Source organism: Flavobacterium saliperosum (genome assembly GCF_900100625.1).
Classification (GTDB): Bacteria; Bacteroidota; Bacteroidia; order Flavobacteriales; family Flavobacteriaceae; genus Flavobacterium; species Flavobacterium saliperosum.
The window spans coordinates 342,107-359,686 of the sequence record NZ_FMTY01000001.1; the positions used below are offsets into that span (position 1 = coordinate 342,107).

Sequence of the window (17,580 nt, forward strand, 5' to 3'; positions counted from 1 at the left end):
TTTATTTCTTTTTAGCAGGTGCTTTTTTAGCAGTCGTTTTCTTTGCCGCGGTTTTTTTAGCCGGTGCTTTCTTCTCTATCAACTCCTTCACTTGCTCCAACGTCATGGCTGCGGCATCCACCTCTTTACTCAATTCGATTTTGATTTTCCCTTTGGTGATTACCGAACGTCCCCAACGTGCTTTTTCCACGCGAATTCCCTCGTCTTCCCAATTATGAATTACCTTATCGATTTCTTTCTGCAATTTATCCTCAATCAATTCGGTAATGTCCGATTGTGACAAATTATCGAAATTGTATTTCTTGCTTACGTTAATAAACATCCCGTTCCATTTGATGAAGGGTCCAAAACGTCCCACGCCTTTTTGTACCGGTTCGTTTTTATAGGTGGCGATTGGCGCATCGGCTTTCGCTTTCTCATCAATCAGTTCCTGGGCTCTGTCCATCGAAACATCCAAAGGCTCCTCTCCTTTCGGCAGGGAAATGAAAACACTCCCGTGGCGCACATACGGCCCAAAACGACCGTTGCTCACTTCCACTTCTTCACCTTTATAAGTACCCAGCACTTTTGGAAGCAAAAACAAATTCAACGCTTCTTCCAAAGTGATGTTTCCGATATTCTGTTCCGTACGCAAGCTGGCGAATTGTTTGTTCTCGTCGTCGATATCGCCAATTTGCGCCATCGGTCCGAATTTACCCAAACGAACACTTACCTGTTTTCCGGTTTTCGGATCTTTTCCTAAAATTCGTTCACCGCTTTCTCTCTCGGCATTCTCCTCTACATTTTTAACTGTCGGATGAAAATGCTTGTAGAAATCGTTCATCATTTGCGCCCATTCGATATTCCCTTCGGCAATCTCATCGAAATCCTGTTCCACTTTCGCCGTGAAGTTATAATCCAAAATGGTTCCGAAGTTCTTCACTAAGAAGTCGGTTACGATGGTTCCGATATCTGTCGGCACCAGTTTCCCTTTATCCGAACCGGTATTTTCTTTCAATTGTTTCTCCACCAGTTTCCCGGACTGAAGCACCAATTGTGTATAATTTCGTTCCTGACCTTCCAGATTCCCTTTCTCAACATAGTTTCGGTTGATGATAGTCGAAATGGTTGGCGCATACGTTGACGGACGACCGATACCCAACTCTTCCAGTTTCTTAACCAAAGACGCTTCGGTATAACGAGCTGCCGGTCTTGTATATCTTTCGGTTGCGGTAATGTAATTGTTTTGCAGTCTTTCGTTCACTTTCATGGCCGGTAACATGCCTTCCTGTTCTTCTTCATCATCATCGTGCCCTTCCAGATATACTTTTAGGAAACCTTCAAACTTGATTACCTCTCCGGTCGCCGTGAAAAGTTCTTTATGATTGTTCGCTTCGATTTTGACATTGGTTCGTTCCAATTCTGCATCGCTCATTTGAGACGCTAAGGTTCTTTTCCAGATCAAATCGTATAAACGGGCCTGATCTCTGTCAATGTTAACAGTGTGTCTTGACATATCTGTCGGACGAATCGCCTCGTGGGCTTCCTGAGCCCCTTTGCTCTTATTGGCAAACGTTCTCGGTTTCGAGAATTCCTTACCATAAGACGAAATGATTTCCGCCTGAGCTGCCTCCATAGCTTCTTTAGAAAGGTTCACGCTGTCCGTTCTCATATAGGTAATCAATCCGGCTTCGTACAAACGTTGCGCTAATTGCATCGTGATTCCAACAGGCAAATACAATTTACGCGCCGCTTCCTGTTGCAAGGTCGATGTTGTAAAAGGTGCTGTTGGTGATTTTTTGGTAGGTTTGGTTTCCAAATCCGCTACCTTATATATAGAACCGATATTTTGGTTTAGAAAATCTTCGGCTTCTTTTTTCGTATTGAAGTTCTTTGGCAATTTCGCTTTGAAGGCTCTTCCCGCTTCGTTGGTAAATTCAGCCACAACTGAATAAGATGCCACCGCTTTGAAATTCTGGATTTCGCGTTCGCGTTCCACAATCAAACGAACGGATACCGACTGCACACGACCGGCAGACAATCCGCCTTTGATCTTGCGCCACAATACCGGTGACAATTCGTAACCTACCAATCGGTCTAAAACTCTTCTCGCCTGTTGTGCGTTTACCAGATTGTAATCGATTTGTCTTGGATTGTCAATCGCTTTTAAAATGGCGTTTTTGGTAATCTCATGAAAAACGATACGTTTGGTTTTTTTCGGATCCAATTTTAATTCTTCCGCCAAGTGCCATGAAATAGCCTCTCCCTCGCGGTCCTCATCGGAAGCCAACCAAACCATATCGGCTGCTTTAGATAACGTTTTCAATTTACTCACCAAGGCTTTTTTATCCGGAGAAACTTCATATTTTGGTTTGAAACCATTCTCTACATCTACTCCAATTTCCTTCGAAGGTAAGTCGGCGATGTGTCCGTAGCTTGATTCTACCTGATACTCGCTTCCTAAAAACTTCTCTATGGTTTTCGCCTTTGCCGGTGACTCAACGATCACTAAATTCTTTGCCATTTACTTTTTATTTATGGCGCAAAAGTATAGGAATTTTTTAAATATTGCGTTTTTGCCCATTTTAAAAGTAAATTTTGTCGTTTAAAAACCTTTACACCTATATATAGTATCCAAAAAACAAAGACAAAAAATTCAATAGCCCCGATTACCTCACTTGGTTCATATTTTCACAGGAGTTCGGTGAACACTACGTGTTTGGTGTGTAAATCCTTTTATTGGGAGATTGCAACGCAAGCACGCAATAAAAGATTGGAACGAAAAGCGGAAAAATGGCTCCCGATAGCTATCGGGACAAAAAAGCCCGAGCCCTTCGCTTCATAAAACTTTTGTTAAACAAATCTGCCATCTTGTCAGAAAATAAAATTTAGTACTATCTTTGCGCATTGATTTTACGCTTTAGAGTGCTATATGGAAAAGGAAATTGACGAGAAAAAACAAGGTACGAGCCTGGTTTTAGAACACAAAGAACAGAATACGAAAAAACTTTTTATTGAAAGTTACGGTTGTGCGATGAATTTTTCGGACAGTGAAATCGTAGCTTCCATTTTAACCGAACAAGGTTACAACACCACCCAAAATCTGGAAGAAGCCGATTTGGTTTTGGTGAACACCTGCTCGATTCGGGATAAAGCAGAACAGACCGTTCGTAAACGTTTGGAAAAATACAACGCGGTAAAACGCAGCATCAATCCGGGTATGAAAGTGGGCGTTTTGGGCTGTATGGCCGAGCGTTTGAAAAGCCAGTTCCTGGAAGAAGAAAAAATCGTGGATATGGTCGTAGGACCGGATGCCTATAAAGACTTACCGAATCTTTTGCAGGAAGTGGAAGAAGGCCGCGATGCGATTAACGTAATTTTATCGAAAGATGAAACCTATGGTGACATTGCGCCTGTGCGTTTACAGAGTAACGGTATCAATGCGTTTGTTTCCATCACGCGAGGATGTGATAATATGTGTACGTTTTGCGTGGTTCCGTTTACCCGCGGACGCGAGCGCAGCCGTGAACCGCAATCCATTTTAGAGGAAATCAAAGATTTATACGAAAGAGGTTTTAAAGAAGTGTGCCTGTTAGGACAAAACGTTGACAGTTACCTTTGGTATGGTGGCGGATTGAAAAAAGACTACGATAAAGCGACCGAAATGCAGAAAGCAACAGCGGTGGATTTCGCACAGTTATTGGACATGTGCGCAATTCAGTTTCCGAAGATGCGTTTCCGTTTTTCGACTTCGAATCCACAGGACATGCACGAAGAAGTATTGCATGTTATTGCAAAACACCATAATGTTTGTAACTACATTCACTTGCCGGTACAATCGGGAAGTACCCGTATATTAAAAGAAATGAACCGCCAGCACACCCGTGAAGAATATATGGCTTTGGTAGATAAAATCAAGGCGATTATTCCGGGATGCTCGATTTCACAGGATATCATTACCGGATTCCCAACCGAAACCGAAGAAGACCACCAAGACACGTTGAGTCTGATGGAATATGTGGAATATGACTTTGGTTATATGTTTGCGTATTCGGAAAGACCGGGAACTCTGGCTGCCAGAAAAATGGAAGACGATGTTCCGGAGGAAGTTAAAAAACGTCGTTTACAGGAAGTGGTTGATCTGCAACAGGAATTGAGTCTGAAAAGAACCTCCCGTTTCCTAAATCAAACGGTTGAAGTGTTGATTGAAAAAGCCTCTAAAAAATCGGATGCCCACTGGAGCGGAAGAAATTCCGAAAATGTGGTGACGGTTTTCCCGAAAGGCGATTACAAACCGGGCGATTTCGTGATGGTAAAAATTACCGATTGCACTACGGCTACCTTAATTGGAGAAGCGGTTGGCTATTCGGAAATGCAATAAGAATTAACAATTGAAAAATGGATAATTGATATTTTACGTTATCCTAGTAATTATCAATTTTCAATTAGTAATTATCAACTAATTAAAATGGAATCAGTTCAAGCCATAAAACAACGATTTGAGATTATCGGGAACGACCCGAAACTTAACCGTGCGATTGAAAAAGCCATTCAGGTAGCTCCAACCGACATTTCGGTATTGGTTACCGGAGAAAGTGGTGTGGGTAAAGAAAGTATTCCGAAAATCATACATTCCCTTTCGCACCGAAAACACGGAAAATACATTGCCGTAAACTGTGGTGCGATTCCGGAAGGGACCATTGACAGCGAGTTGTTCGGACACGAAAAAGGTTCGTTTACTGGAGCCACAGGAACCCGAGAAGGGTATTTCGAAGTGGCCGATGGCGGAACCATTTTCCTTGATGAAGTGGGCGAATTACCATTAACTACCCAGGTACGTTTGTTACGTGTTTTGGAAAATGGTGAGTTTATAAAAGTCGGCTCTTCTCAAGTGCAAAAAACCAATGTACGCATCGTGGCAGCGACCAACGTAAACATGTTCGACGCGATTGAAAAAGGAAAATTCCGTAAAGATTTGTATTACCGTTTGAGTACGGTCGACATCATGTTGCCGCCTTTACGCGAACGAAAAGAAGATATTCATTTGCTGTTCCGGAAATTTGCTTCGGATTTTGCACACAAATACAAAATGCCTCCGATAAAACTGGACGACAATGCCGTACAATATCTGACAAAATACCGTTGGAGCGGAAACATCCGTCAGTTGCGCAATGCCGCCGAACAGATTTCCGTACTGGAAACCAATCGCGACATTACATTGGCGACCTTACAATCCTATTTACCGGCAGAAGGCAGTACTTTGCCGTCGGTGATTGGAACCAAAAAAGCGGAAAGTGATTTCAGTTCGGAACGGGAAATTTTATATAAGATTCTTTTCGACATGAAAAGTGATCTGAACGATCTAAAAAAACTTACTCTTGAATTAATGCAGAGCGGTAATGTGAAAAATGTTCAGGAAACCAACAAGCATTTGATTCAGCGCATTTACGGTCAGAAAGAAGAAAGCGAAGTCCCGTTTGAAGAACCTGCTTTAACGGCCATTCCGGTTCAGAATGAAAACCTTCAGGAAGAATTTGACGATGAGGACGACGACCAGAATTATCTTTTTGCCGAAACCGTGGAGGAAGAAGATTCGCTTCGACTGGACGCCAAAGAAATCGAACTCATCAAGAAAGCCTTGGAACGCAACAAAGGAAAACGAAAAGCGGCAGCAGACGAATTGGGAATTTCCGAAAGAACACTTTACCGAAAGATAAAACAATTCGATTTATAGTATATTTGGTTTTTTAAAATAAGATGAAACACATACAATATATAATTACTTGCGTTCTCCTTTTGAGTCTGAGCAGTTGTTCGTATTACAACTTTACCGGGACCGGAAAGATTGACGCCAAAACCTTTCAGGTAAATTATTTTCAGAACAATGCGGCTTTGATTGAACCCGGAATTGAGCGTACGTTTACGTTGGAGCTTCAGGAAATTCTGCAAAACCAAACGAATCTGAATTTAACGAATTCCGGTGGTGATTTGGTTTATGAAGGTGAAATAAAAGAATATCGCATTACGCCGATGACCGCCACCGCCGATCAGTTGGCCGCTCAAAACCGACTGACCATTACGGTGAATGTGCGTTTCATCAACAAAAAAAATCCCGATGATGATTTCGAAAAACCGTTCTCTTTCTATTATGATTTTGACGGAAGCCAACAATTGGTCGGAGCAAAACTAACCGAAGCATTGGATGTCATATTCGAAAGAATTACACAGGATATTTTTAATGCCTCATTGGCAAAATGGTAATTTTATAAATTCCAATCAACGAAAAATTGAACGTAAACGATTTAACATACCTGATCAATAAACCCGACGCCATAAACGGCAGACAAACCATCGAACTGGAAACGGTTTTGAATGAGTTTCCCTATTTTCAGGCGGCAAGAGCCATTCATCTGAAAGGACTTTACAATCAGAACAGTTTCCGTTACAATCAGGAGTTAAAGAAAACAGCGGCTTATACCACAGACCGAAGTGTGCTTTTCGAATTCATCACTTCCGAGGATTTCACATCAATCCAGAAAGCCTTTTTGGAAGAAAAAGAAGCGGCGATAAACGACATCATAGTCAATCAGTATAAAATTGTAGTATCGGATACAATTGAAGTGCAGCCGAAAGTCAATCCCTTGGAGCAATCGATACTTACTTCCATTCAAATTGCAGAACCGGAAGCGTTTACAGCAGAAATTCCAATAGAAAACCCTCCTGTAGAAACCGAAAAACCGGAAACCATAGAAGAAAAACTGGAAATCGGCAAACCGCTGGAATTTTCAAAACAGGAAAAACATTCGTTCCAGGAATGGTTACAATTGGCAAAAATCACACCTATCAACCGGGAAAACGAGACTCCGGAACCTGAAATGGATGAAGAAAAGAAGAAAAAAATCGAGTTGATTGATAAGTTTATCGAAACCAATCCGAAAATCATTTCGGTGAAAAACGCACCGGTAAACCCAATAAACATTGAGAAATCGAGTCAGGACAACTCCTATTTGATGACCGAAACTTTAGCCAAAGTCTATCTGGAACAGAAAAAATATCAAAAAGCAATACAAGCTTATGAAATTTTAATTTTGAAATATCCGGAAAAAAGTAGTTTCTTTGCAGACCGAATTTCGGATATTAGACTTTTACAACAAAATAATAATTAAAGAATAAAAATATGTTTTCAATCTTTTTAGTGTTAATCACAATCGTATGTTTTTTACTTGTAGTAGTAGTTATGGTTCAAAACCCAAAAGGTGGAGGTTTGTCTTCAGCGATTGGCGGATCACAAATGATGGGTGGTGTACAGAAAACAAATGATTTCCTAGACAAAAGTACTTGGACATTAGCCGGATTGTTAATCGCATTGATTTTGTTGTCAAGTTTAAGCTTCACCGGAAGTTTAAGCGATAGTGGTTCGAAAATCATCGACAACAGCACTCCTGCTCCGGTAGCGGCACCAGCGCCTGCTACTGCAACACCGGAAGCAGCAGCAACTCCAGCTACAACTGAAGCGGCACAACCGGCTTCAACGGAAGAAGCCAAAAAATAAATATCAGTAAATGATTTTTTAAAATGCCAGCCTGTCAGTGCTGGCATTTTTATTTGGTAAATTTGTCAGTTTACAGGCCTTGGCATAATTTCTGAAAAAAAAGAAAGCATAAAAAAAACAATAACATAAAAATATAGCATTATGGCATTAAACATTAAACCACTTTCAGATCGCGTTCTTGTAGAACCAATGGCAGCGGAAACACAGACTGCCTCCGGAATCTTCATTCCTGACACAGCCAAAGAGAAACCGCAAAAAGGTACTGTTGTAGCGGTTGGAAACGGAACTAAAGACCACAACATGACCGTAAAAGTTGGCGACACTGTTTTATACGGAAAATATGCCGGAACCGATTTAAAATTTGAAGGCAAAGATTACCTGATTATGCGTGAAGACGATATTTTAGCGATTATCTAATCCGATTAACCACCCGAGGCGCAGCCGAACTGTATGGAGCGCAGCGGAATAAAATTAACGAATCAATAAATACACATAAAAATGGCAAAAGATATAAAATTCGACATTGAAGCACGTGACGGTTTAAAACGCGGTGTAGATGCATTAGCAAATGCGGTAAAAGTAACATTGGGTCCAAAAGGACGTAACGTAATTATCAGCAAATCGTTTGGAGCACCAACCGTAACTAAAGACGGGGTTTCTGTTGCGAAAGAAATCGAATTGAAAGACACGCTGGAAAACATGGGGGCGCAAATGGTAAAAGAAGTGGCATCAAAAACCAATGACTTAGCCGGAGACGGAACCACCACTGCAACGGTTTTAGCACAAGCCATCGTTAAAGAAGGATTGAAAAACGTGGCGGCCGGAGCCAACCCGATGGATTTAAAACGTGGCATCGACAAAGCGGTGGAAGCGATTGTAGCCGACTTAGGCAAACAAGCCAAAGAAGTAGGCAGCTCTACCGATAAAATCAAACAGGTAGCCTCTATATCCGCAAACAATGACGAAGTGATTGGCGAACTTATCGCTATGGCTTTCGGAAAAGTGGGCAAAGAAGGAGTAATTACCGTTGAAGAAGCCAAAGGAACCGACACTTATGTGGACGTGGTGGAAGGAATGCAGTTCGACAGAGGGTATTTATCCCCTTACTTCGTAACGAATCCGGAAAAAATGGAAGCGGAGTTAGACAGTCCGTACATCTTATTATACGACAAAAAAGTATCTTCCTTAAAAGAGTTACTTCCAATATTAGAACCGGTAGCGCAATCCGGAAAACCATTATTAATCATCGCTGAGGATGTGGACGGTGAAGCCCTTTCGACTTTAGTGGTAAACAAATTACGTGGCGCTTTAAAAATCGCTGCCGTGAAAGCTCCAGGTTTTGGAGACCGCAGAAAAGCCATGTTGGAAGACATTGCGATTTTAACCGGAGGAACAGTGATTTCTGAAGAAAGAGGCTTTACCTTAGAGCATACTACTTTAGAAATGTTAGGAACGTGTAAACGCGTTACCATCGACAAAGACAACACCACCATGGTAAGCGGAAACGGCGATCACGAATTGATTAAAAATCGTGTAAACCAAATCAAAGCGCAAATGGAAACCTCAACTTCCGAATACGATAAGGAAAAATTACAGGAGCGTTTGGCAAAATTAGCCGGAGGAGTTGCCGTACTTTACGTAGGTGCCGCTTCCGAAGTGGAAATGAAAGAGAAAAAAGACCGTGTGGACGATGCATTACACGCAACCCGTGCAGCGGTGGAAGAAGGTATTGTTGCCGGAGGCGGTGTGGCTTTACTAAGAGCCAAAAAAGTATTGGATAAAATCAAAGCGGACAACGCCGATGAAGCAACCGGAATCCAAATCGTTTCCCGCGCTGTGGAAGCCCCTTTAAGAACCATCGTTGAAAACGCCGGTTTAGAAGGTTCTGTAGTAGTGGCAAAAGTGGCGGAAGGTAAAGACAACTTCGGATACAACGCGAAAACGGATGAGTATGTGGACATGCTGAAAGCCGGAATCATCGATCCTAAAAAAGTAACCCGCGTGGCTTTGGAGAACGCCGCTTCTGTAGCCGGAATGATCTTAACTACCGAATGTGCTTTAGTGGAAATTAAAGAAGAAAATGCCGGCGGCGGAATGCCAATGGGTGGCGGAATGCCGGGAATGATGTAATCTTTATAAAATATTTCTTTTACAATACTGCCTGGATTTTACTTCAGGCAGTATTTTTTTATATCTTCGCGAAAGATAAAACTTACACGTAATGAACATCAAAAACACACTCTTTTTATCAATTTTCTTCTTATTCAGCAATCTGTCTTTTTCTCAGGCAGAATTGAATCAGAATAAAGAAAAAATCAGCAATGCTTTTACGGAGTTTTTTAAAATGGACAGGGAGAACATTCATCTGCACACGAACAAGACCACTTATTTGAGTACGGATGAAATTTGGTTTAAAGGTTATATCCTGGAAAAGAAAAGCAGAAAACCGTATGTGGCGACATCCAATGTATACATCACGCTAATAGACGGAACCGGTGAGAAAATAAAAACACATCTTTTTTATGCTGAAAACAGCGTTTTTGACGGTTCAATAAAACTCGACGAAAACACCCAAACGGGCACCTACTACCTTCAGGTATATACCAATTACATGAATAACTTCATGGAAGATGAGTCATCAATTTATGAAATCAATATCATTAATCCTACCGACGGCAAAATGCCGGCTAACACAAACAGTAAAAATTTCAGTGTCGTAAATACCGAATTCTTTCCGGAAAGCACTGTCTTTCTGGAGGGCACTTCAAACACAGTAGGAATTAAGATAACCGACTGCAATGGTAACGGCATAAGCATTAAAGATGGAGAAATTAAAGACGCACAAGGAATAACCGTCACCAATTTCACCACAAACGAATTGGGCTATGGAAAATTCGATATTCTTCAGACAAAAAACGAAGTGTACAAAGCCGTTTTTTTGATTGAAACCAAGAGCATTGAAAAGGCCTTGCCGCTGCCGACAGCAAACGGAATAACGTTTTCCGTTAACAATTACACATTCGAAAACAAAACAACCCTAAAAGTAAAGACCAACGCAAACAGCTTAAACGAATACAAGAACAGTCCGTTAACCCTTGTTATTCAACAGAATGACAACACTTCTTTTGTGGATTTTTCATTCAAGGAGAATGCCCCCGAACAATTATTGGTCATACCCGGTACCGATTTTTCGGAAGGAATCAACACCCTGTATCTGATAGACAAAAACGCAAAAAAAATTGCAGAAAGAATCATTTTCAAGCCCTCGAAAACGAATGCTGCCATTGATCTGAAAATCCTCAAAAAACAAAACGATTCTATCTTCATCAGCGGCAAAAGCGCATTGGCAATGGGCAGCATTAGTGTCTCCGTTTTACCGAATGACAGCAAATCGCTTTCGGATCAGAAAAACATATACACTTCATTTCTTTTCGACAATCAGTTAAATGATAAAGCACCGAAAGGAAATTATTTTTTATCCAATTTCTCAAAAAGAAAACATTATGAATTGGATACTTATTTAATCTGTCAAAAATCAAAATACAGTTGGCAGGCCATGATGTCTGCTCCGCCACAAAAGAAATTCGATTTCGACAACGGGCTCACATTCAAAGGAACCATCAACAAACCGCTTGAGGATAAAAAATCATTCAAAGTACAGTTAAGCTCCATAGCTGCCGGATTAAATGAATTCTCTGAAATTAACGATAAAAACGAATTCTATTTCAAAAACATATTAGTCTCTGATTCGGCAACCGTTCACTTCTCCTTACTGGACAAAAAAGAAAGAAAATCGGAAATAAAATTGTTTGCACAAATCCTAAACAATAACAGACCTTTTATCAAGCCGTTCAAGGTAGCAAAAACCGAGTGCCCCACAGAAATCAACAACAGTACCGACGATACGAATTATTCCTTTCCAAAAATTGCCAATACCGTACGTTTGGACAGCATAACTATTGCCGGTAAAGTCAAAAAAACACCTTTAGCCAACGAAAGACGCCATAACAACTCCATGTCCAAAGGATATAAGATCACCGAGGCGGATTCCAGCAGGGATTTATTGCAGTTTATTGCGGCTAACGGCTACGATGTCTCAATACAGGGAACATCCGTAATTATCATTGGACGAAGAGCCACCTCGTTTTTAGGAACCAGAAGCCCGGCTATTTACATTGACGATGCGCCCGTTATGGATTTCAGTCAGCTCTTGGGTTACAGTTTGAACAGTGTTGATGAAATATACATCAACAAAAACGGTTATGGTGGCGGGATGGATGCGGCCAACGGCATTATCCGTGTCTATAGCAAAAAGGGAACCGGCGGTGCAAGAAAAATTAAAATTAACTCACAATCGTTTACCGTGAAAAACGGATTCCAGAACAATAAAAACTACATCAATCCGAAATACACGAGTTATTCCGATGAAGGTTTTAAAAATTTCGGAAACATCCACTGGGAACCTTATGTGGAAAGCGATGAAAACGGGTTGTTTACTTTTGCCATTCCAAATTATTATCAGAAAACCGTGAAAATTGTAATCGAAGGAATTGGAACAAACGGCGACCTGATTTCAGAAATAAAAACCATAGCAGTTCCCTAATAAAAAAGCCGTTCGGAAATTCTGAACGGCTTTTTTATCTTTTTCTTATCTGTCATACTTACAGCATTCGTGAAGCTTATCATAGTCTTCCGTTACAGCCTTAACGTCTTTGGTATCATGCCCGGCTTTCGCTACCGCTTTCACTATATCTGTAGCGGAACACTTCTGTTCGTTAAACACCAAATGAAGTTGCTGATCCTCAGAATGCCAAACGGCTGATTTTACTCCGGCAACAGAATAAGCCGCCTTTTCAATACGTTTTTTGCACATCTCACAGTTGCCTTTCACTTCAACATCGGCTTTTGCGTTTTTATTTTTCTTCTCCTGCGCCTGCATTGTGAATCCGAACAGGGATACAAGCAATACTAAAATTATTTTTTTCATATGGTAGTTTAAAAAAGTTTCTTATCTTATTTTATTTTAAATCGGATACCCGCATAATACATCTGACCGAAAATCGGAGCATATATCATAGAACTATCAAAATACGCGCCAAACGGATTATCGGCCCCTAAAATAGCATTTTTTTGCTTATAGTCACCAATGTTCTCTCCTCCCACATATACTTCAAACACGCTGGAGAAGGTTCGGGTAACCTGAGCATTCATCACCGAGAACGGATTCGAAAACTCCCTCAACTGATAAGCTGACGGATTGGAACTCGTGTTTGGCAAACGCTGTTTCCCCATCCAGTTGTAGGTGAAGTCAAACTTCCATTGTTTCCCTTTGTCTTTAATGTGCGTCTCGTAGGCCACATTGGTAAAGAAACGGTGCTTCGCCTGCAGCGGACGTTCCATGGTACCGGACAAATAATCGGTTTGGATATCGTAGAATTTGTACGCGGTTCTGACAGACAAATGCGTCATCAGATCCACGTTGAAATCAATCTGCAAGCTGTTCGCAAACGATTTTCCGTCAAGATTATGAAAAACGACCTGTTGCGGACTGTAATCCAAATCCACCACAGCCTGATTCTGGAAATCGGTGCGGTAATAATCCAATGTCACTTCGGCTTTTTTTCCGAACAACTGAAAACCCTGCATAAAACTGATTCCGTAATTCCAGGCAATTTCAGGATCCAGTCCGTAGATTTTCCCATTGGTATTCAACACCGAAAACGCTCTCGAAGAAGCAAACAGCTGTTGGTTTTCCGCAAAAATATTCGCGCTGCGCTTTCCTCTTCCGGCAGAAGCCCTGAATACCGCTTTTTCCCACGGATTGTAACGCATGTGGATTCGCGGCGTAAAAAAGGCACCCAAACGGTTATGCATGTCGAAACGTGCTCCGGCTACCAAACTGAAATCATCGGTATTATCATACGTATATTCGAAAAAGGCGCCTAACGAGTTGTCTCTTCGGCTGACGTCCATTGGCATCCCCACGGTAACGAATTCGTTATAATCATCGGAAGTAAAATTCAGTCCTGTAGCGAATTTATTCAGTGTATTGCTGATAATCGAATTGAAAATCAGGTTCGAATAAAAACTGTTTTGCTGGATATTGTATTGATTCAGACCGAAATAGGATTCCTGACTGTGGTAATTGAACGAATTTTGAAATCCGATACTCTGCCAAGGCATGTCCGGGAAAACATATCCGATTTTCGAAGAAACCTCGACTTTATCGGTATTGATTTCAGAACCCCAGTGATTTGTTGTGAGTTTATCTCTGTCTGCATCGAAATCCACCTGACCGGTTTGCTTTTCGTCTTTCATGTAGCGGACATTTAAGAAACTTACCCATCCTTTTTCCAAATCATTATACTGCCAACGGTTCATGACATTGATTTGTTGTCCTAACGGATTGTCCAAAAAACCATCGTTATTCATGTCATTTTTGGAAACACGCGTGTTCCCGTGTACAAACAGGCTGCTGCTCAATTTATCCGAAAACTTTTTATTGAAATGGGTATTCAGTTCGAAACGGCTGTCGGTAGAACCGTAGGCGTTCAGGTAAAACGGGATATCGTTGGCCGGCTTGATTAATTCGGTGTTGATTTGACCGGAAATGCTTTCGTAACCGTTCACCACACTCCCCGCTCCTTTTGTAATCTGGATGCTTTCCACCCAGGTGCCGGGAATAAAAGACAAGCCGTAAGCCTGCGAAGCGCCACGAACGGAAGGAATATTTTCTTCGGCAATAAGAATATACGGACTGGTTAAGCCCAACATTTTGATTTGCTTACTCCCCGAAATTGCATCGGAGAAATTCACATCAATGGAAGGATTGGTTTCAAAACTCTCCGAAAGATTACAACAAGCCGCTTTCAGTAATTCTTTACTGCTCATTGTGGTTACATTAGCCGTTTTTACATACGACTTCTGAAGGGAATTTCGCTTGGTTTGCACTACCACTTCATCCAGTGATTTCGAAGGTTTTAACTGTATGGTTAACGTTTTTGGTTCGTGTACCATCATGCCCACACTCTCGTAGCCCACAAAGCTCACTACAATTTCGTGGCTGCCAGGATTCATCGGAAGGGTAAATTGTCCTTTTTCATCGGTGGAAGTCCCTACGGTAGAGTCTTTCCATAACACCGTTGCGCCTTGCATCGGGTTGTTTTTTTCGTCGGTTACTATTCCCGACACATTTTCCTGAGCTGATACAACATTGGCTATCAGCACGAAGAAAATCATAAAATATCTGTACATGATTTTTTGTTTTAATGTTTGAATGGGGGTTTGTTCCGAAAAAAATCGGAAAATTTCAAAGCATTAAAACTGGTCGTAAAAAATATACTGGCAATACAGTTTGTAGAACGGTGGTGCATTGCTGTCGCAATAGAAGGAAGGCGCATCACCAAGGGTTACGTTTTCTTCAACTATTGAAATCACGGAAGGCTTCCAGGCTTCCACAAAGGTAAAAACACCTAAATCGAGCTGAAAACTTTTTACGATAACCTCATCGGAAAGTGATTTTTTCAAATCGACCTTACTGTTGGAGCAACAATCATCGTGCTCGTCTGAAGAAGCGCAACATGATTTTTCCTTTTCAACTTTTTCTTCCGTACAAGGTTCCGATTTTTTATAATCCAATGAGATTTCCGCCAGTTCCCCGCCGCAATAATGCACATTAAAAGCCAAACCGATATTGGAGACCAATATCAGGCAAGCAATAACAAAACTGATGTGCTTATTTATTTTCATTGTTTTTAAAAATTAGGTCAAAAGTAAGTATTTTTTTTAAACCGAAAATCTAAATTATCGTTAATTGATTTCAAAACTTTGTTCCTGATACGGAATTTCGCAATTCACTTTGTATTTCTCCTCAATTTTATTTTTCAGACCAATCAACGCTTCCGTTTCGCCATGCACCAGAAAAATGGTTTTCGGTTTGTTTTCCAGTTCCGAAAGCCAGTTCAGTAAATCATCCTGGTCACCGTGTGCCGATAGCCCTTCGATTTCCACAATTTTGGCTTCCACCGGATAATACTTCCCATACATTTTGATTTCCTTTTCGCCGTCGAGCAATTTTCTTCCTCGTGTTCCTTCAGCCTGAAAACCGACAATAACCACCGTGGTTTCCGGACGGATAATATACCGCTCGAGATAGCTCAAAACACGTCCGCCGGTTATCATTCCGCTGGCCGCGATAACCACCTTGGGCTGATCGTCGTAAATTGTTGCGATGGTTTCTTCGTATTCGGCAATCATGGTAAAAATCGCGCACATTTCTTCACATTCGTCAATGCGTAATTTGTGCCATTCGCGATTGTCTGTAAAAATGTCAATCACCTTAATTCCCATCGGTGTATCGATAATATAAGGCATGTCGGGGATTTTACCCTCTTTTTTGAGCTGCCAGATCAGATACATAATCGCTTGTGCCCGTTCCACGGCGAAACTCGGAATGACAACATTTCCGCCTTTTTCATATGCTTCGTTAATGTACAGTTCCAATTCGGCTTTCGCATCAGTATCGGGATGGAGCCGGTCGCCATACGTGCTTTCCAGAAAAATATAATCGCCGGTTTTGGGTTTCACCGGTGGAAACATCAAATCATCTTTATCTCGACCGATATCTCCTGAAAAAACCAATTTCTTCCCTTCAAGTGTCAATTCGATGGAACACGCCCCTAGAATATGACCGGCGGTAAAATAACGGGCGAAAATTTCGGCATCCAGATCAAAATCCTCTTCCGGTTTGATTACCCTGAAAAAAGGCAACACCTTTTCGGCTTCTTCCACCGTGTACAAAGGCTCGGCGGGAATATGTTTCGAATAGTGTTCCTTATTGGCTTTTTCGGCTTCCTCTTCCTGAATTTTGGCACTGTCCAGAAGAATCAGTCGGGTAATCGCTTTGGTCGGACTCGTACAATAGATTTTCCCTTCAAAACCCTGTTTGATTAACAACGGAAGCCAACCGCAATGATCCAAATGGCCATGGGTTAGCAGTACAAAATCGATACTTGACGGCAACACCGTCAGCGGTTCCCAATTGCGTTGACGGACTTCTTTTCCGCCCTGAAACAATCCGCAATCCACTAAAATCCGGATGCCGTTGGATTCGATTAACGTTTTTGAACCTGTTACGGTTCCGGCGGCTCCTAAAAACTGTATTTTCATTTTCGGATGGTTTTAAAATTATTATGCACACAAATCGGACGCTTCCCGAATGATGTTCTTAAAGCGGTGGCGGTTGATGCCTATCTGATTTAAAAGTTCGACATCGTGTATCAACTCTTTGGCCAACAATATCTTTTGCGCCAGCAGCATGTCTTTTTCCGCTTGGGAAAGTGTGGTCAGACAGGTTACCGGATACATCCCCTTGTTATCTACCCGATGCCTCAGGCTTTCATTCGGAGGGTAATCCCAACTCATCATTTTCAATCCCGAACAGACGCCAAACTGAAGCGCTTCCGAGGTAAAACGATTATTCGTAATCACGATACAGGCCGAAATCTGTTCGCTTTTATCAAACAACGTGTACTGATTCACTTTCAGATCATTGAATCGGGATAAAATGTACATGGGGATTTTTACATCGGATTTCACATCGCTGTTGGAGTGAAACTTGCATTCCACCATGGTAATCAGATTGTTCTTTTTAATCAGAATGTCCAATTCGTGGGAAACACATTTACCGTCCAGAAAAATATTGGTTTTGGTTTCATACCCTTCGGCGGCAAAAAGCAACGCGATGTATTCTTCGAAGAAAAAACCTGCCGGACCAAGCGATTGAATGGCCGATTTCAGATTGTACCGTGCTGCCTGTGCTTTGGATGTTTTTTTCAACATCTGAAAGGCTAACTTGTAAATTTTACGGGTGGGCATGCCATCGTAGATTTGCCGTTCGATATATTCAAGAATTTCATCGATTTTTTCGGTTCTGGCACCGGAATGTTGCAACGAACGCTTCAGCTTATCCCTGTCGAAATAAACAATTTCTCCCGATTGTTTTACAACTTTCATACTTGTTCCCTTTAAACTTCGATTCTTTAAAGGTA

14 protein-coding genes are annotated in these 17,580 nt (G+C 41.5%); 8 read left to right on the forward strand and 6 right to left on the reverse strand.

Translation table 11 applies throughout. The features are described from left to right. Nucleotide 1 precedes the first annotated feature (1 nt). On the reverse strand, nucleotides 2-2,503 hold the full coding sequence (gene topA / locus BLQ05_RS01650) for a type I DNA topoisomerase (RefSeq protein ID WP_023575396.1): 2,502 nt from the start codon (nucleotides 2,501-2,503) through the stop codon (nucleotides 2-4). A 408-nt stretch (nucleotides 2,504-2,911) separates the two neighbouring features. Between topA and miaB the strand changes: the two genes are divergently transcribed. The 8 genes from miaB to BLQ05_RS01690 all read left to right on the forward strand — a co-directional run bounded on the left by miaB (nucleotide 2,912) and on the right by BLQ05_RS01690 (nucleotide 12,134). Then, nucleotides 2,912-4,360, forward strand: coding sequence for a tRNA (N6-isopentenyl adenosine(37)-C2)-methylthiotransferase MiaB (gene miaB, locus BLQ05_RS01655; protein ID WP_023575397.1), 1,449 nt, complete (start codon nucleotides 2,912-2,914; stop codon nucleotides 4,358-4,360). An 87-nt stretch (nucleotides 4,361-4,447) separates the two neighbouring features. Beyond that, the gene (locus tag BLQ05_RS01660; RefSeq protein ID WP_023575398.1) at nucleotides 4,448-5,713 is read left to right on the forward strand and encodes a sigma-54 interaction domain-containing protein; all 1,266 of its coding nucleotides are present in this window, start codon (nucleotides 4,448-4,450) and stop codon (nucleotides 5,711-5,713) included. Between the two features lie 23 nt (nucleotides 5,714-5,736). Then, nucleotides 5,737-6,240, forward strand: coding sequence for an LptE family protein (locus tag BLQ05_RS01665; protein WP_023575399.1), 504 nt, complete (start codon nucleotides 5,737-5,739; stop codon nucleotides 6,238-6,240). Between the two features lie 26 nt (nucleotides 6,241-6,266). After that, a complete protein-coding gene (locus tag BLQ05_RS01670) occupies nucleotides 6,267-7,145 on the forward strand; it encodes a tetratricopeptide repeat protein (RefSeq protein WP_023575400.1) in 879 nt (292 codons plus the stop codon). A gap of 11 nt (nucleotides 7,146-7,156) precedes the next feature. Further along, nucleotides 7,157-7,531, forward strand: coding sequence for a preprotein translocase subunit SecG (gene secG, locus BLQ05_RS01675; protein WP_051365713.1), 375 nt, complete (start codon nucleotides 7,157-7,159; stop codon nucleotides 7,529-7,531). Nucleotides 7,532-7,672: 141 nt separating this feature from the next. Then, a complete protein-coding gene (locus BLQ05_RS01680) occupies nucleotides 7,673-7,948 on the forward strand; it encodes a co-chaperone GroES (RefSeq protein WP_023575402.1) in 276 nt (91 codons plus the stop codon). An 81-nt stretch (nucleotides 7,949-8,029) separates the two neighbouring features. After that, nucleotides 8,030-9,661: a chaperonin GroEL gene (gene groL, locus BLQ05_RS01685; protein WP_023575403.1), complete on the forward strand. Its 1,632-nt coding sequence runs from the start codon at nucleotides 8,030-8,032 to the stop codon at nucleotides 9,659-9,661. 91 nt (nucleotides 9,662-9,752) lie between these two features. Beyond that, nucleotides 9,753-12,134, forward strand: coding sequence for a hypothetical protein (locus BLQ05_RS01690; protein WP_023575404.1), 2,382 nt, complete (start codon nucleotides 9,753-9,755; stop codon nucleotides 12,132-12,134). Between the two features lie 45 nt (nucleotides 12,135-12,179). Here the strand turns inward: BLQ05_RS01690 and BLQ05_RS01695 are convergent, their stop codons facing one another. From BLQ05_RS01695 to BLQ05_RS01715, 5 genes are all read right to left on the reverse strand, one after another. After that, complete coding sequence (locus BLQ05_RS01695; protein WP_023575405.1) at nucleotides 12,180-12,518, reverse strand: heavy-metal-associated domain-containing protein; 339 nt, start codon at nucleotides 12,516-12,518, stop codon at nucleotides 12,180-12,182. 26 nt (nucleotides 12,519-12,544) lie between these two features. Beyond that, nucleotides 12,545-14,785: a TonB-dependent receptor gene (locus tag BLQ05_RS01700; protein WP_023575406.1), complete on the reverse strand. Its 2,241-nt coding sequence runs from the start codon at nucleotides 14,783-14,785 to the stop codon at nucleotides 12,545-12,547. Nucleotides 14,786-14,848: 63 nt separating this feature from the next. Then, nucleotides 14,849-15,280, reverse strand: coding sequence for an HYC_CC_PP family protein (locus BLQ05_RS01705; RefSeq protein ID WP_023575407.1), 432 nt, complete (start codon nucleotides 15,278-15,280; stop codon nucleotides 14,849-14,851). Nucleotides 15,281-15,340: 60 nt separating this feature from the next. Then, entirely contained in the window at nucleotides 15,341-16,699 is a 1,359-nt protein-coding gene (locus BLQ05_RS01710; protein WP_023575408.1) for an MBL fold metallo-hydrolase, read from the reverse strand. A 21-nt stretch (nucleotides 16,700-16,720) separates the two neighbouring features. Then, entirely contained in the window at nucleotides 16,721-17,545 is an 825-nt protein-coding gene (locus BLQ05_RS01715; RefSeq protein ID WP_023575409.1) for an ATP cone domain-containing protein, read from the reverse strand. Nucleotides 17,546-17,580 lie beyond the last annotated feature (35 nt).

Coding starts and splice junctions, on each gene's coding strand:
- BLQ05_RS01665 (WP_023575399.1), top strand. CDS start 5,737: ATGAAACACATACAATATATAATTACTTGCGTTCTCCTTTTGAGTCTG.
- secG (WP_051365713.1), top strand. CDS start 7,157: ATGTTTTCAATCTTTTTAGTGTTAATCACAATCGTATGTTTTTTACTT.
- BLQ05_RS01690 (WP_023575404.1), top strand. CDS start 9,753: ATGAACATCAAAAACACACTCTTTTTATCAATTTTCTTCTTATTCAGC.
- groL (WP_023575403.1), top strand. CDS start 8,030: ATGGCAAAAGATATAAAATTCGACATTGAAGCACGTGACGGTTTAAAA.
- BLQ05_RS01660 (WP_023575398.1), top strand. CDS start 4,448: ATGGAATCAGTTCAAGCCATAAAACAACGATTTGAGATTATCGGGAAC.
- BLQ05_RS01715 (WP_023575409.1), bottom strand. CDS start 17,545: ATGAAAGTTGTAAAACAATCGGGAGAAATTGTTTATTTCGACAGGGAT.
- miaB (WP_023575397.1), top strand. CDS start 2,912: ATGGAAAAGGAAATTGACGAGAAAAAACAAGGTACGAGCCTGGTTTTA.
- BLQ05_RS01705 (WP_023575407.1), bottom strand. CDS start 15,280: ATGAAAATAAATAAGCACATCAGTTTTGTTATTGCTTGCCTGATATTG.
- BLQ05_RS01680 (WP_023575402.1), top strand. CDS start 7,673: ATGGCATTAAACATTAAACCACTTTCAGATCGCGTTCTTGTAGAACCA.
- BLQ05_RS01695 (WP_023575405.1), bottom strand. CDS start 12,518: ATGAAAAAAATAATTTTAGTATTGCTTGTATCCCTGTTCGGATTCACA.
- BLQ05_RS01710 (WP_023575408.1), bottom strand. CDS start 16,699: ATGAAAATACAGTTTTTAGGAGCCGCCGGAACCGTAACAGGTTCAAAA.
- topA (WP_023575396.1), bottom strand. CDS start 2,503: ATGGCAAAGAATTTAGTGATCGTTGAGTCACCGGCAAAGGCGAAAACC.
- BLQ05_RS01700 (WP_023575406.1), bottom strand. CDS start 14,785: ATGTACAGATATTTTATGATTTTCTTCGTGCTGATAGCCAATGTTGTA.